We start from the raw sequence: 14,919 nt of genomic DNA, 5'->3' as shown, positions 1-14,919 counted from the left end.
CACATCGCCTTACTTGGCGTCGCGCGGGGCGCGGCCTTCGCGGCCACCGTCACGGCGCGGTGCACCGGCACCCTTGCGGGGAGCGGCGTCACGCTCGCGGCGCGGGGCGGCCTTGCGCTCGCTGCGCTCGGCCTTCGCGACCGGGTTGCCTTCCTCGTCCAGCTCGACGAACTCGTCGGCGTCGCCCTGGGCGGCGGCCGGCGCGGCGGCCTTGCCTTCCAGGATCGAGTCGGCGGCGGCGCGGGCGTACAGCTGGATCGCGCGGATCGCGTCGTCGTTGCCGGGGATCGCGTAATCCACCAGCTCCGGGTTGTAGTTGGTGTCGACCACCGCCACCACCGGGATGCCCAGCTTGCGGGCTTCCTGCACGGCGATGTCTTCGTGGCCGATGTCGATCACGAACAGCGCGTCGGGCAGGCGGTTCATGTTCTTGATGCCGCCCAGCGAGTTCTGCAGCTTCTCGCGCTCGCGACGGCGGGCCAGCACTTCGTGCTTGACCAGCTTGTCGAAGCTGCCGTCGGTCTCGGCCGCTTCCAGCTCCTTGAGCTTGGCTACCGACTGCTTCACGGTGCGGAAGTTGGTGAGCATGCCGCCCAGCCAGCGCGCGGTGACGAAGGGCATGCCGGCGCGCGAGGCTTCCTCGGCCAGCGCCTCGCGGGCGGAGCGCTTGGTGCCCACGAACAGGATGGTGCCGCGCTTCTGCGCCAGACCCGACAGGAAGTTCATCGCGTCGGTGAACAGCGGCAGGGTCTTCTCGAGGTTGATGATGTGGATCTTGCCGCGGGCGCCGAAGATGTACGGACCCATCTTCGGATTCCAGTAACGGGTCTGGTGACCGAAATGCACGCCGGCTTCGAGCATTTCGCGCATGGTGACTTGAGCCATGGTGTAACTCCTTAACGCATTGGGCCTTTTTATGTGGCCCGGGGGTTGGGACCTCCACGCATCCCCGGCTTCGACCGCGGCAGCGAACGCTGCGCGCGGCACCCCGAAGAACGGTGCCGATGCGTGTGTGGCGTTGGGTTGGGATGCTGCCGCGGCGCGGTTACAATCCCGTTTCGCCTTGCAGTGTGCGCCGGTCGAAAGGCTCGATGACGGTCTGCAAAACTGTGAGATTGTAGCCGGTACGCCGGCGCGGCGGCAAGTTGCCTGCGGTACCGGCTTGATCGGCACGCGCGGCGCCGCCATCTGGACTTCCGCTATGGCCATCACGTTGAAATCCCCGAAAGACCTCGAAGGCATGCGCGAGGCCGGCCGCCTGGCCGCCGAAGTGCTGGCCATGCTCAAGGACCACGTCAAGCCCGGTGTCACCACCGAGGAGCTGGACCGGCTGGCCTGGGAGCACATCGTCAACGTGCAGAAGGCGATCCCGGCCAACGTGGGCTACCACGGCTTTCCCAAGACGCTGTGCACCTCGGTCAACCACGTGATCTGCCACGGCATTCCCAGCCCCGGCAAGGTGCTGAAGGACGGCGACATCGTCAACCTCGACGTCACCGTCATCAAGGACGGCTGGCATGGCGACACCAGCCGCATGTATTTCGTGGGCACGCCCTCGGTGCTGGCCAAGCGGTTGGTGGAGACCACGCACGAGGCGATGATGCGCGGCATCGGCGCGGTGCGCCCCGGCGCCACGCTGGGCGACGTCGGCCACGCGATCCAGCAGCACGCCGAAGCCGCCGGCTTCAGCGTGGTGCGCGAGTACTGCGGCCACGGCATCGGCAAGGTCTACCACGACGAGCCGCAGGTGCTGCATTACGGCAAGCCCGGCACCGGCGTGGAGCTGAAGGAAGGCATGACCTTCACCGTCGAGCCGATGATCAACGCCGGCAAGCCGCAGACCAAGCAACTGCCCGACGGCTGGACCGTGGTCACCAAGGACCACTCGCTCTCCGCGCAATGGGAGCACACCATCGCGGTCACCGCCGACGGTTTCGAGATACTCACGCCCTGGCCGGATGCCTGAGGCGTGAGTGCGGCAAGGTGGCACCGGGCGTGATCGTCGTCTTTCTCGCTTCCCTGGCATTGATCGCGCTCTGCATCCTCTGGCTGCCGGCATGGTCGGCAGCGTTGCTGCTGCGTGGCATGGGCGTGCCGCAACCGCTTCGCGTATTGCGCGTCGTCATGCCGGCGCAGCTGCTGATCGCCGCCGCCCTGATCTGGGCTGCCGATGCGATCGGATTGACCCATCCTGCCGGCTATTCGCTGGCCATCCTGTTGTTGATCAGCATCGCCGGCGTCGCCATCGTATGGCGCCAGCGGCACGGAAACGTTTGACTGGTACTGAGGCCGTGCTGTACTGGGCATCATGACGACTGCGCCTCGTTTGACCTTGCCTCCCCTGCCACGCCTCCCGCCGGCCGTGCCGCGTTCCGGCGTATCCGCCGACGCGCGGCGCGCGTTGCGGCAGCTGCTCGGTGATGTGGATCGCGACCTGGCGACCGCCTTCCGCGAAGGCGCCGATGCCAGCGCGCTGGCGCGGCGGCGCGCCGAGGCGGTGGCGCGCATCGTGGTGCACGTATGGATGGCCTGCCTCGGCGAGGTGAGCGGCGCGGCGCTGTTCGCGGTGGGCGGCTTCGGCCGCGGCCTGCTGTTTCCGCATTCCGACGTGGATCTGCTGGTGCTGGTCACGCAGCGCGAACCGTCGCGCCTGCGTGCGTTGGAGCAGTGCTTCGCCACGCTGTGGGACGTGGGCCTGAAGGTCGGTCATGCCGTGCGCGAACCGACGCAATGCCGTGCCCTGGCTGCCGAAGACGCCAGCGTGTTCACCAGCCTGCTCGATGCGCAGTGGATGGCGGGCGATAGGGCATTGGAGGTTGCGCTGCGCGCCATCGTGGACGATCCCGCGCTGTGGCCGCCGCGCGAGTACCTTGCCGCGCGACTGGCCGAGCGCGACGCGCGCCATGCGCGCCACGGCGATACCGCGAGCAATCTCGAACCCAACCTCAAGGACGGCCCCGGCGGCCTGCGCACGCTGGATTCGCTGCGCTGGCTGGGCCGTCGGCTCGCGCATGCCGGCGGCTTCGAGGCGATGCAGGACGCGGGCCTGCTCGATCCCGCCGAGCGCGCCAGCCTGTGCGATGCCGAAACCACGCTGCGGCGTTACCGCTGGGCGCTGCACCAGGAGGCCGGGCGGCCGGAAGAGCGCCTGCTGTTCGACTACCAGCGCGCGCTCGCCGTGCAGCTGGGCTTCGAAGACGAACACGAGAAGAACCTTGGCGTCGAGCAGTTCATGCAGGGCTATTACCGCGCGGCCAGCCAGGTCGAGCGGCTGGGCGTGCAGATCGCCGAACGTTTCGTCGAACTGCTGGAGCCGCCCGGCGAAGCGAAGCCGGTGGGCGAGCATTTCGTGCGTTTCGGCACGCGGCTGGCGGCGCGCGATCCCGAATTGTTCGCGCGGCGGCCGGCGGCGCTGGTGGAGATCTTCATCGCGCGGCTGGACGAGCAGGGCCTGATCGGATTCACCGCCGACACCATGCGGCGCATCCATCAGGCCACCGCGCAGCACGACGGCAAACTGGCCGACGATCCCGACGTACTGGCGGCTTTCCTGCGCCTGCTCAAGCGCGGCGCGCCGGCGGTGGATGCGCTGTGGCGGATGAACCGGCATGGTCTGCTCGCCGCGATCCTGCCTGCGTTCGGCAAAGTGTTCGGGCGCATGCAGTACGACCTGTTCCACGTCTACACCGTGGACGAACACACGTTGCGCGTGCTGCGCCAGATGGCGCGCTTCGCCGATCCGGAGGCGCGTCACGATTTTCCGGTCGCCTGCGACATCTGGTCCAGCCTGGGCCAGCCGGAGCTGATGCTGCTGGCTGGCCTGTTCCACGACATCGCCAAGGGGCGCGGCGGCGACCATTCCGTGCTCGGCGAGGGCGACGCGCTTGCGTTCTGCGCCAAGCTGGGCCTGCCCGCGGCCGATGGCGAGCGCGTCGCCTGGCTGGTGCGCTGGCATCTGCTGATGAGCACCACCGCGCAGCGGCAGGACATCACCGACCCCGACGTGGTGCGGCACTTCGCCGATGCCGTGCGCGACCGCGAGCGGCTGGGACGGCTCTACCTGCTCACCGTGGCCGACATCATCGGCACCAGTCCGAAACTGTGGAACGGCTGGAAGGATCGCCTGCTGGCCGACCTCTACGCGGCCGCCCGCCAGACATTGCGCAGCGATACGCGGCCCGGACACGATGCCGCGGCGCGCATCGAAGCCTGCCGCGCCCAGGCGCTGATCCTGCTGCAGGACGAAGGCATCGCCGCGGAAGCGGCCGAGCGTGCGTGGAGCACGTTCCCGGGTTCCAGCTTCCTGCGCCACCGCCCCGAGCAGATCGCCTGGCAGACGGCGGCCATCGTGCGCGCGAAAGGCGCGTGGCCGCTGGTCGCCGTGCATCCGCTTTCGGTGCGCGGCAGCACCGAGCTGTTCGTCTGCACGCCCGACCGCGACGGCCTGTTCGCCAGCGTCACGGCCATGCTGGACCGGCTGCACTTCTCGGTGGTGGAGGCGCGCATCCTCGGTTCCAGCGCCGGTTTGGCGATGGACACCTTCCTGTTGCTGGAAGCGGACGGCCAGCAGCCGGCCAGCGCGGATCGCGCGGAAGAACTGCGCCAGCGCATGCAGCGCGCGCTCGCGCAAAGCGGGCAGATCCTGCCGCCACGGCGCAGCATGTCGCGCCAGCTCAAGCACTTCCAGATGCCACCGGACATCGAGTTCCGGCAGGAAGGCGGCCGCACGCGCATGGCGCTGGTGTGCAGCGACCGTCCCGGCCTGCTGGCCGCGGTGGCGCAGGTGCTGGTGGCTTGCGAGGCGCGCGTGCACGACGCACGCATCGCCACCTTCGGCGAGCGCGTGGAGGACTTCTTCCAGCTCAGCGATCGTCGCGACGCGCCGCTTTCCGAACAGCAGCAGCAGCGGCTGTTGCAGGCGCTGCACCAGCGGCTCGGTGCTTCGAAGGACTGAGCGGCCAATCCGCCGGCGGCCAGCGGCCGTGGTGCCGGCCGGATGCTTCCCACGAGCGGCGCGATCTGCTTAGATGATATTTATTCTCATTTGAAAAGATCCCTTCATGTCGCTGTCTCACCGTTTCCTCAAGGTTTGCCGCCAGGTGCACCTCTACCTCGGCGTATTCACCGCGCCGGCCCTGCTGTTCTTCGCCATCACCGGCGGCTTGCAGACCTTCAGCCTGCACGAGACGACGCGCGGCAGCAGCTACGCGCCGCCCCGGTGGCTGGTGGTGGCGGGACAGCTGCACAAGAAGCAGACCCTGGAGGTGCCGTCGCACAAGCCGCGACCCGTCGCGAACCCGCCGGTGGCACAGCCCACGGATGCGATGCCTGCACCTGCAGCGCACCCGACTGCCGAAGCGAGCCGGCCCAAGGGGAGAAATCCCCTGCCGCTGAAGATCTTCACTGCGCTGGTGGCCTTGTCGCTGGCCTTGTCGAGCCTTACCGGCCTGTACATGGCCTGGCGCTACTCGCGCCATGCAGGGCGCGTCATCGCCGTCTTCCTGGCCGGCATCGCCGTACCGATCCTGCTCGCGCTGATCTAGCCCTACATCCGCCGGCGATGCTCACCATCGCCGGCGCGCCACAGAACGCGCGGTTTCCCCGCACGGCGCGGGCGGGCACAATGGCGAGGTTCCCTCTCGAATTATTTGGACGTCCATTCGCCATGCAAAGCATCGAATCCCTGATCGACGACGCCTTCGAGCGCCGCAACGAGCTCACCCAGGCCGAGATCGAAACCCATCTGCGCCCCGCGCTGGCCCAGGTGCTCGACCTGCTCGAGTCCGGCGAGCGCCGCGTGGCCGAGCCGGACGGGCAGGGCGGCTGGAAGGTCAACCAGTGGCTGAAGAAGGCCGTGCTGCTGTACTTCCGCATCAATGGCAACCGCGTGGTGGACGGCGGCCCGGCGCTGGCCTTCGACAAGGTGCCGCTGCGCTTCGGTCACGGCAACGACGCGGAGCTGGAGGGCCTCGGCGCGCGCGTGGTGCCCGGTGCACTGGTGCGCCGTGGCGCGCACATCGCCAAGGATGCGGTGCTGATGCCCAGCTACGTAAACATCGGTGCGCACGTGGGCGCCGGCACCATGGTGGATACCTGGGCCACGGTCGGATCCTGTGCGCAGATCGGTGCGGGCGTGCATCTTTCCGGCGGCGTGGGCATCGGCGGCGTGCTGGAGCCGCTGCAGGCCAACCCCACCATCATCGAGGATCACTGCTTCGTCGGCGCTCGCTCGGAAGTGGTCGAGGGCGTGGTAGTGGAGAAGGGCAGCGTGATCGGCATGGGCGTCTTCCTTGGCCAGTCCACCCGCATCTACAACCGCGCCACCGGCGAAACCAGCTACGGCCGCGTGCCTGCCGGCAGCGTGGTGGTGGCCGGCAACCTGCCCGCGAAGGATGGTTCGCACAGCCTGTACGCCGCGATCATCGTGAAGCAGGTGGACGAAAAGACGCGCGGCAAGACCTCGATCAACGAACTGCTGCGGAGCGGCGAATGAGCACCACCCTCTACGGCCTGACTACCTGCGACACCTGCCGCAAGGCGCGCAACTGGCTGGACCGGTTCGAGGTGCCGTACGGCTTCGTCGACTACCGCGCCAACCCTGTGCCGGCGGCCACGCTGAAGGTCTGGGCGGCGCAGCTCGGCGGCTGGGAGGCGCTGGTCAACAAGTCTTCCACCACCTGGCGCAATCTGCTGCCGCAACGCAAGAATCCCGGCAGCGATCCGGAGTGGACGCTGTTGCTGAAGGAATACCCCGCGCTGATCCGTCGCCCGGTTGTGTTGCGGGAGGACGGCAGCGTCAGCGTGGGCTTCAGCGACAACGGCTTCAAGAAACTGTTCGGTCGCTGAAGCAGGCCGACGCAGTGACCGACCATCGCATCCGGCGTTACCGCATCAACCTGCGCATAGAGCGCGACAACGCCGCGCTCTATGCCCGGCTGGCCGAACTGGCCACCGATCCGCGGCTGGCGCGCGCGTACCGGCGCATCGCCGAGGGTGAACAGGGCAATGCCGCGTTCTGGGAATCGCGTCTGCGCGAGCAGGGTGCAGCCGTGCCGCCGCCGCGCACCGGCATGCGCGTGCGCGCGCTGGGCTGGTTCGCGCGGGCCTTCGGCACCGAATTCGTGATGCCTACCGTGGTGCGGCTGGAGCACGCCGACCACGACGTGACGCCGGTGGACCGCAGCGGCCACCGCGATCATTTCCTGCCGCCGCATGCGCGCGTCGCGCGCGGCCACAGCCATCGGGCACAGAGCGGCAACACGCTGCGTGCCGCGGTGCTGGGCGCCAATGACGGTCTGGTTTCCAACGTCAGCCTGGTGATGGGCATGGCCGGCGCTGCCGCCGCCGATCGTGCAGTGCTCCTGGCGGGCCTGGCCGGCTTGGTTGCGGGCGCGTGCTCAATGGCGCTGGGGGAGTGGCTCAGCGTGAACAGCTCGCGCGAGTTCTACCAGGCGCAGATCACCGAGCGCGCCGAGCGCCTCGCGGTGGCGCCGGAAGACGGCGTGAGCCATATCGCCGGCATCTACCGCGACAAGGGACTGGGCAGCGCCGAGGCCGAGCATCTGGCCGAGCACCTCACCGAGACGCCGCGCGCCGCGCTGGATACCGTGGTGCGCGAGGATCTCGGCGTCGATCCTTCCGAGCTGGGCGGCTCCGCATGGAGCGCAGCGGTGTCCTCGTTCTGCCTGTTCGCGTTCGGCGCGGCGTTTCCGGTGGCGCCGTACCTGTTCCTGCATGGCCACGCCGCCATGCTGGGCAGCATCGCCGCCGCCGCCGTGGGGCTGGCGCTGATCGGCACCGGCACGTCGCTGTTCACCGGGCGCGGCATGCTGTTCTCGATCGCGCGGCAGTTCGTGATCACGGTGGCCGCGGCGGCGATCACCTATGGCGTGGGGCATCTGCTGGGGGCGGTGATCGCCGGTTGAGCGGCTCCGGCTCTACAGATCGCGCGACCAGATCTGGCCAACCAGCTCGTGGCCGAAACTGTGGTGGCGATACTCCTTCGCCAGTGTGAACCCGGCGGTCTCGTAGATGTGCCGTGCGGCTACCAGAACATCGTTCGTCCACAGCGTCATGCCCCGGTAGCCGGCATCGCGCGCGAAGGCGATGCATCGCTCCACCAGGCGCCGGCCGATGCCGTGGCCGCGGCCGGCGGGATCGACCAGCAGGCAGCGCAGTTGCGCGATCCCGGGATCGTCCGCGTTCTGCACCACGAACACGCAGCCGACGCGTGTACCGTCGAGCTCGGCGATCCACATGCGTTCGCGCGCCGGATCGTGGCGGGTGGCGAAGTCGGCAAACAGCGTCGCCACCAGTGCCTCGAATTCCAGGTTCCAGCGGTATTCGTCCGCGTACAGCTTGCCGTGGCGCTCGATGGCCCAGCCGATGTCGCCGGGGCGATGCGTGCGTAGCACAAGGCGACCGCTGCGTTCGCTCGGCGTTTCCAGCATCCCGCGCACGGCGAGCATGTTGCCGAGCAGGCGTTCGCGGTCGGCAGGAGGCAGTTCGCCCAGCATGGTCGCGGCCTGTGTCTGCGAGCGGCGATCCAGGTCGGCGAAAGCGCGCCGGCCGGCGGCGGTGAGCGACAACATCGTGCATCGGCGGTCGTGCGGCGAAGGCTTGCGCGTGATCAGGCCGTCGCTCGCGAAACCGCGGACGATGCGGCTGAGGTAGCCCGCGTCGAGTCCGAGGTGGTCGCCGATTTCGTTGGCGCTGGCCTGGCCGCGCTGCGCCAGCTCGAACAGGACGCGGGCCTGGGTGAGCGAGAACGGGCTGGACAACAGGCCTTTCTCGAGCACGCCGATCTTGCGCGTATAGAAGCGGTTGAATGCGCGCAGCGCTTCCACATGGGTGGCTGGGGCGGCTTTCGGCATGGCGCGTCTCCTGTCCGGAGCGCACGATGCTAGCAAATTGATTGACTGAGTCAACTATATGGCGAGCGGTCCGCCGGGTGGTTCCGCCCGCCTGATATGCTGCGCCATTGCCGACTTCCAGCCACGCGCATGTCCGATGTCCTCGACCTTGCCTGCGAACTGATCCGCCGCCGCTCGGTGACGCCGGAAGACGCCGGTTGCCAGTCGCTGCTGGCCGAGCGCCTGCAGCGCGTGGGCTTCCGCATCGAACACCTGCGCCACGGCGAAGTGGACAACCTGTGGGCGGTGCATGGTGCGGGCGGACCGACGCTGGCTTTCCTCGGCCACACCGACGTGGTGCCCAGCGGGCCGGAAACCTCGTGGCAAAGCCCGCCGTTCGAGCCGGTGATCCGGGAGGGAAAGCTGTACGGCCGCGGCGCCGCCGACATGAAGGGTTCGGTGGCGGCGATGGCGGTGGCGCTGGAGAGTTTCGTCTCGGCGCATCCCGCCCATGCGGGTCGCGTGGCCCTCCTGCTCACCAGCGACGAGGAAGGTCCGACCAACCTCGACGGCGTGCGCAAGGTAGCCGAAGGCTTCCGCGCCCGCGGCGAGCGTATCGATTGGTGCGTGGTGGGCGAGCCCTCGGCGAAGGAGAAACTCGGCGACCTGATCCGCGTGGGGCGGCGCGGCTCGCTTTCCGGCACGCTCACGGTGCGCGGTGTGCAGGGTCACGTGGCCTATCCCGAGAAGGCGTTGAACCCCATCCACGCCTTCGCGCCGGCGCTGGCCGAACTCGCCGCCGAACGCTGGGACGAAGGCAATGCGGATTTTCCGCCCACCTCGTTCCAGGTCTCCAACCTCAACGCGGGTACCGGCGCGACCAATGTGATCCCGGGTGCGCTCATCGCGCTCATTAATTTCCGCTACTGCACCGCCAGTCGCGCCGAAGACTTGCGCGCGCGCACCGAAGCCATCCTCGTGCGCCATGGCCTGGACTACTCGCTGGACTGGAATCTGTCCGGCGAATCCTTCCTCACCCCGCCGGGTGGCCGCCTGCGCGAAACGGTGGTGGCAGTGTGCCGCGAGCTGTGCGGCACGGAACCCGAGCAGAGCACCGGAGGCGGCACTTCGGATGGCCGCTTCATCGCGCCGCTGGGTGCGGAAGTGGTGGAGCTGGGGCCGGTCAACGCCACCATCCACAAGGTGGACGAGTGCGTGGACGTGGCTCAGCTGGAACACCTGCCGGCCTTGTACCAGGCAATCTGCGAGCGGATGCTGGCGGTCTGACAACGCGACACATCGGAGGCGGCATGCGTATCGAATTCCACGGCGCGGCAGGCGGCGAAGTCACGGGTTCCTGCCATCTCATCGAGGCGGCCGGCAAGCGCATCCTGTTCGACTGCGGCATGGTGCAGGGCGGCCACGAGGCGGACGTGCGCAATGCCGAGCCGTTCGCGTTCGATCCGGCCTGCATCGATGCGCTGGTCGTCAGCCACGCGCACATCGACCACATCGGCCGCGTGCCGCTGCTGGTCAAGCGCGGCTTCAAGGGGCCGATCTACGCGCAGGCGGCCACCTGCGACTTGTTTCCCATCATGCTGCTCGACGCCGCCTCGCTGTCCGAGCACAGCGCCGAACGCGAGAATCGCGAACGCGCGCCGGGCCAGCCGGAAGTCGAGCCGCTCTACACGGCCGCCGACGTCACCGCCGCGCAACGGCAGTTGCACCCGCTGCCCTACGAGACCGACACGGACATCCTGCCTGGCCTGACGTTGCGCCTGCACGAGGCGGGTCACATCCTCGGTTCGGCCATGCTGGAGCTGCGCGCGGACGGTCGCTCGATGCTGTTCACCGGCGACGTCGGCATGCGCGGCACGCCCATCCTGCGCGATCCCGCGCCGGCGCCGCGTACCGACCTGATCCTGATGGAATCCACCTACGGCGACCGCAACCACAAGGACCGCGCCGCCACCGTGGCCGAGCTGGGGCAGATCCTCGCCGCGGCGCGTGCCGATGGCGGCAACGTGGTGATCCCCGCGTTCGCGGTGGGGCGCAGCCAGGAGTTGCTGTACTGGTTCGCCGAGCACTTCGAGGACTGGAACCTTGCCCCTTGGACGATCTTCCTCGACAGCCCGATGGCGGCCAAGGTGATGGCGGTCTACGACAAGCACGAGGAACTGTTCGACGCCGAGGCGGCGGCGGTGTGGCGTGGCCGCATCAAGCCCTTCCACCTGCCGAACCTGCGTGCGGGCGCAAGCGTGGAGGACAGCAAGGCGATCAACCGCATTCATGGTGGCGCCATCATCATCGCCGGCTCCGGCATGGCCAACGGTGGGCGCGTGCGCCATCACCTGGCGAACAACCTCGCCTTCGCGCGCAACCACGTGATCTTCGTGGGCTACCAGGCTGCCGGCACGTTGGGGCGTCTGCTGGTGAACGGTGTGAAGCACGTGCGCATGTACGGCGAGGACATCCCGGTGCGCGCAAACATCCATACCGTGGGCGGCCTGTCCGCGCATGCGGACCAGCAGGGCCTGCTCGAATGGTACGGCGCGAGTCCCAATCATCCGCCGGTGGCGCTGGCGCACGGCGAGAACCCCGCGCGCGAAGCGCTGGCGGCGCTGCTGAAGCAGCGCTTCGGCACCACGGTGACGCTGTCGCAGCCGGGCATGCGGCTGGAGGTCTGAGTCAGCGCGTGTGCTGGCGCCGGGCGTAATCCGCCGGCGCACAACCACAACCGACCAGGCGGCGGAAGTCGCGGATGAAATGCGCCTGGTCGTAATAGCCGAGCGCCAGCGCCAGTTCGGCCCAGGCCAGCTCGCGTCCCGCCTGCAACTGCGCCACCGCTTCGTGCAGGCGATAGCGCGCGATCACCCATTTCGGGCTGACGCCCACGTACTCGCGGAACAGTCGCTGCAGGGCGCGCAGGCCCATGCCCGCGCGTTCGGCCAGTTGCTCGGCGCGCAGCAAGTCGCGATCGTTCGCCGCCTGCGCCACCAGGGCACGGGCCTGCGCTGCGAGCGGATCGGGAGCGGGTGCGTTCGCCAGCAGCAGCGGTTCGACCAGGGCCGCCATCGCGGCGATGTCGGAGCAGGCGGGAATGGCCGGTGCGATCGCGTCGATGCCATCTCCGAATATTTCGCGCGCAGGCAATGAGCGATTCGCCAAGGCGCCTACCGGGCCACGCAGCAAGGCACGGAAGCCGCCCGCCGCGAACTTCACGCCGAACACCGTTTCCCGACCTTCCATCACGCGGCGGTAGCGGCCGTCGTGCACGCCCCACACTCTCGCCTCGCCGCGCTCCACCACCAGATGCACGTTCGGGTGCGGCAGCGTCTCCTGCGGTTGCGGCGGGCGGCCGCGCAGGTCCCAGCGCACGCACCAGTAGTGTTCCACGAAGGCGGCCAGCGCCGGCGCCGGCGGCTGCCGCGCATGCTCGAACGTGCCGTCGCCGAGGTGCGTGTGCAGCACACCGCGCGGCGCATCGGCGGAGGGAGTATCGGTGCGTCGCGTTTTTCCAATCATCGGCGGCGGCTCGGTGCTGGAATGTGCAGGTGCCAGCCGCGATCATCGCAGAGGCGTTGCCGCGACAGGCGGTTCCTGGTCACGGCAGCATCACGCTGTCCGCTCTCGTCGCGGCGGCCGCAACCCTTACGGAGGAAGACACCATGCAAGCCAGCGGCACCTTCACGGTAAAGCTCGAACCGCAATCGCCGGCGCACGCCGACAGCGGGCTGGGCCGCATGAGCATCTACAAGCAGTTCAGCGGCGACCTCGAAGCGCGCAGCCTGGGCGAGATGCTGGCCTACCGCGGCACGGTGGACGGCTCGGCGGGCTACGTCGCGATGGAACGCGTGGTGGGCACGCTGCACGGCCGTCAGGGCGCCTTCGTGCTGCAGCATTCCGGCACGATGGACCGCGGCGCGTCCGGCCTGCTGGTGAGCGTGGTGCCCGACTCGGGCACAGATGCGCTGGCCGGATTGACCGGCACGCTGGCGATCCACATCGACGCGCAGGGCGGCCACTCGTATACGTTCGACTACCGGTTGCCCTGAGGCGTCATCGCTGCGGCACGAACACCGCGAAGATGCCCGCATAGGGTTTCACGAGGAAGGCGGGCGCGCCGGCGTAGCCTTGGCCTTCCACGAAGATCTGCGAGATGCTGCCGTCGAGGTACAGCGCGTCGCGGCAGCCCAGCTTGTCGCGGAACAGGCGCGCGAAACCGTGGAAGTTCACCGGCACTTCGCTCACCGCGAAAACCACCTCGGTGGGCGATTTCGCGCAGACGCCGCTGCGCCACTTCAGGCTGCCCGAGTCGTCCACGAAGCTGGGGTTGATCTGGCCGTCGATTACCAGCATCGGGCCGGACTGTGTGGCCCAGCGCGCCGGCTTGCCGTCGGCCTTGAACGCGGCACTCGTGCGCACCGCGGCGTGGCCGTCGGCATAGATCGCGAACACGCCGTTCGGCAGCAAGGAGAAGTTGCCCGAGGTCGGGTTGCCGTGCGCCATGTTCAGCGGCACCTGGGTCTTGCCGTCTTCCACGTAGAGGCCCAGCGGCGCGTTCTGGCGGTCGTAGATGCCGGCGTTGGCGGCGAACAGCAGGCGTTGGCCGCGAGCCTCGCCCCACTGTTGCAGCGTCTCGATGTCGCCGTACGCTTCGCCGCTGGCCGGGTCGCGCCAGTGCAGGCTGAGCGGATCGTGCTTCAGGTCCAGCGCCACCACACGGTAGTTCTGGCCGTCGAACACCAGTTCGCGGCTCACCGGCGTGCGCGACGACGCGCTGCAGCCGGCCGCGCCGGCAAGCAGCGCCAACAGCAGGAGCCGGCGTGGAAGCCGTGACGTGAGGTGGAGATGGAACGGCATGCGCATCCGACGATGGTCGCCGCCTTCCGCGGGTCGACGCAAGTCCACGATGGCAGTTGACGGCAAACGCTAGAATGGGCGCTTTCCGCGGCTGTTTGCCATGCCCTATACGCCCATTGTCGCCACCCTCGGCTACGTGCTTTCGCCCGATCGCACGCAGGTGCTGATGATCCACCGCAACGCGCGGCCCGACGACCAGCATCTCGGCAAGTACAACGGCCTGGGCGGCAAGATGGAGCCAGGCGAGGACATCGCCGCGTGCATGCGCCGCGAGATCCGCGAGGAGGCCGGCATCGACTGCCTGTCGATGCAACTGCGCGGCACGCTCAACTGGCCTGGCTTCGGCAAGCAGGGCGAGGACTGGCTGGGCTTCATCTTCCTGATCGACCGCTACGAGGGTGAGCCGCTGGCGAGCAATCCCGAAGGCACGCTGGAATGGGTGGCGCGCGACAGGCTGATGGAATTGCCGATGTGGGAGGGCGACCGCCACTTCCTGCCGCTGGTGTTCGACGACGACGCGCGCCCGTTCCATGGCGTGATGCCGTACGAGGACGGGCGCATGCAGTCGTGGTCGTACACGCGGTTGTGAGTTGGTGTGGCCTTGAGCGAAGGCCGCTCGGGCAAGATCAAGTGCCGGGTGCCGAAGACCCGTTACCCGCGGAAGGTTTGAACGTACCGGCGGTTCCGATCCGGCGGTTTACCACCCGCGCCCGTGGAACTGCCCCTGGCTCACGCCCACGGAGAAGCTGACGCCGCCGCTGGGGTGGTCGCAGTCGCCGAGGTTCTTGGTGACGCTGACCGCGCCGGTCTGGTAGCTGCCGCTCATGTGGTTGCCGCCCACCACGCCCATGCCCACGTCGCCGTGCACCTGGGGCTGGTTGTAGGTGGAGTCGTCGCAGGTCTGCGATGCGCTCGCCGTGCGGTCTTCGTCCGTATTGCCCATGCGGCCGCTGGTGTCGCCGTAATAGGCGCCGGGCGCGCTGCCGGGCTTGGCGGCGGAAGTGCTGGCGGTGCTGCCGGCGGCCGGCTTGGCTGCGCTGCTGCTGGCGGCCGGCACCAGGGTGGAGGGCATGCTGTTGGCCTGTGGCAGCGTGAGGTTGAGCGGCGGCGGCGCCTGGTTGGAGGAGGTCTGCGCCCAGGCCGCGCCGGCGAACAGGCTGGCGGCGAGCAGGGCGGTGGCGAGGCGAGTGGTTTTCATGGGGAG

The 14,919-nt window shown here is 68.7% G+C and carries 16 protein-coding genes; 11 read left to right on the top strand and 5 right to left on the bottom strand.

Annotated elements, in window-relative coordinates:
• Positions 1–9: 9 nt before the first annotated feature.
• Complete coding sequence (rpsB, locus tag IHE46_RS09815; RefSeq protein WP_192164447.1) at positions 10–885, bottom strand: 30S ribosomal protein S2; 876 nt, start codon at positions 883–885, stop codon at positions 10–12.
• A 316-nt stretch (positions 886–1,201) separates the two neighbouring features.
• Here rpsB and map point away from each other — a divergent pair, with 316 nt between their 5' ends.
• From map to IHE46_RS09780, 7 genes are all read left to right on the top strand, one after another.
• On the top strand, positions 1,202–1,966 hold the full coding sequence (gene map / locus IHE46_RS09810; protein ID WP_192164446.1) for a type I methionyl aminopeptidase: 765 nt from the start codon (positions 1,202–1,204) through the stop codon (positions 1,964–1,966).
• A 29-nt stretch (positions 1,967–1,995) separates the two neighbouring features.
• Entirely contained in the window at positions 1,996–2,277 is a 282-nt protein-coding gene (locus tag IHE46_RS09805) for a hypothetical protein (RefSeq protein ID WP_192164445.1), read from the top strand.
• 31 nt (positions 2,278–2,308) lie between these two features.
• A complete protein-coding gene (gene glnD, locus IHE46_RS09800) occupies positions 2,309–4,954 on the top strand; it encodes a [protein-PII] uridylyltransferase (protein WP_192164444.1) in 2,646 nt (881 codons plus the stop codon).
• Positions 4,955–5,060: 106 nt separating this feature from the next.
• The gene (locus tag IHE46_RS09795) at positions 5,061–5,543 is read left to right on the top strand and encodes a PepSY domain-containing protein (RefSeq protein ID WP_192164443.1); all 483 of its coding nucleotides are present in this window, start codon (positions 5,061–5,063) and stop codon (positions 5,541–5,543) included.
• A gap of 17 nt (positions 5,544–5,560) precedes the next feature.
• Positions 5,561–6,493, top strand: coding sequence for a 2,3,4,5-tetrahydropyridine-2,6-dicarboxylate N-succinyltransferase (dapD, locus tag IHE46_RS09790; RefSeq protein WP_225562932.1), 933 nt, complete (start codon positions 5,561–5,563; stop codon positions 6,491–6,493).
• Positions 6,490–6,846: a Spx/MgsR family RNA polymerase-binding regulatory protein gene (locus tag IHE46_RS09785; protein WP_192164441.1), complete on the top strand. Its 357-nt coding sequence runs from the start codon at positions 6,490–6,492 to the stop codon at positions 6,844–6,846. The genes dapD and IHE46_RS09785 overlap by 4 nt, the downstream gene beginning before the upstream one ends.
• Before the next feature lie 14 nt (positions 6,847–6,860).
• Positions 6,861–7,925 (top strand): VIT1/CCC1 transporter family protein, encoded by a 1,065-nt coding sequence (locus tag IHE46_RS09780; RefSeq protein ID WP_192164440.1) that lies wholly within the window; start codon positions 6,861–6,863, stop codon positions 7,923–7,925.
• Between the two features lie 12 nt (positions 7,926–7,937).
• On the opposite strand, the gene IHE46_RS09775 is transcribed toward IHE46_RS09780, so the two are convergent.
• Positions 7,938–8,873: a helix-turn-helix domain-containing GNAT family N-acetyltransferase gene (locus tag IHE46_RS09775; RefSeq protein ID WP_192164439.1), complete on the bottom strand. Its 936-nt coding sequence runs from the start codon at positions 8,871–8,873 to the stop codon at positions 7,938–7,940.
• 129 nt (positions 8,874–9,002) lie between these two features.
• Between IHE46_RS09775 and dapE the strand changes: the two genes are divergently transcribed.
• A complete protein-coding gene (gene dapE, locus IHE46_RS09770) occupies positions 9,003–10,139 on the top strand; it encodes a succinyl-diaminopimelate desuccinylase (protein WP_192164438.1) in 1,137 nt (378 codons plus the stop codon).
• Between the two features lie 23 nt (positions 10,140–10,162).
• A complete protein-coding gene (locus IHE46_RS09765; protein ID WP_192164437.1) occupies positions 10,163–11,539 on the top strand; it encodes an MBL fold metallo-hydrolase in 1,377 nt (458 codons plus the stop codon).
• A gap of 1 nt (position 11,540) precedes the next feature.
• Here the strand turns inward: IHE46_RS09765 and IHE46_RS09760 are convergent, their stop codons facing one another.
• Positions 11,541–12,377 (bottom strand): helix-turn-helix domain-containing protein, encoded by an 837-nt coding sequence (locus IHE46_RS09760; RefSeq protein WP_192164436.1) that lies wholly within the window; start codon positions 12,375–12,377, stop codon positions 11,541–11,543.
• 143 nt (positions 12,378–12,520) lie between these two features.
• Here IHE46_RS09760 and IHE46_RS09755 point away from each other — a divergent pair, with 143 nt between their 5' ends.
• On the top strand, positions 12,521–12,907 hold the full coding sequence (locus tag IHE46_RS09755; RefSeq protein WP_192164435.1) for a DUF3224 domain-containing protein: 387 nt from the start codon (positions 12,521–12,523) through the stop codon (positions 12,905–12,907).
• Between the two features lie 4 nt (positions 12,908–12,911).
• On the opposite strand, the gene IHE46_RS09750 is transcribed toward IHE46_RS09755, so the two are convergent.
• Positions 12,912–13,715 carry a phosphodiester glycosidase family protein gene (locus tag IHE46_RS09750; protein ID WP_192164434.1) on the bottom strand — a complete coding sequence of 268 codons (804 nt, stop codon included), beginning with the start codon at positions 13,713–13,715 and terminating at the stop codon, positions 12,912–12,914.
• 100 nt (positions 13,716–13,815) lie between these two features.
• Between IHE46_RS09750 and IHE46_RS09745 the strand changes: the two genes are divergently transcribed.
• Positions 13,816–14,304: an 8-oxo-dGTP diphosphatase gene (locus IHE46_RS09745; protein WP_192164433.1), complete on the top strand. Its 489-nt coding sequence runs from the start codon at positions 13,816–13,818 to the stop codon at positions 14,302–14,304.
• A 108-nt stretch (positions 14,305–14,412) separates the two neighbouring features.
• On the opposite strand, the gene IHE46_RS09740 is transcribed toward IHE46_RS09745, so the two are convergent.
• Entirely contained in the window at positions 14,413–14,913 is a 501-nt protein-coding gene (locus IHE46_RS09740) for a hypothetical protein (protein ID WP_192164432.1), read from the bottom strand.
• Positions 14,914–14,919: the final 6 nt, after the last annotated feature.

This window comes from Rhodanobacter sp. DHG33, assembly GCF_014843005.1.
Classification (GTDB): domain Bacteria; phylum Pseudomonadota; class Gammaproteobacteria; order Xanthomonadales; family Rhodanobacteraceae; genus Rhodanobacter_A.
This window is presented reverse-complemented; position numbering and strand designations above follow the sequence as displayed.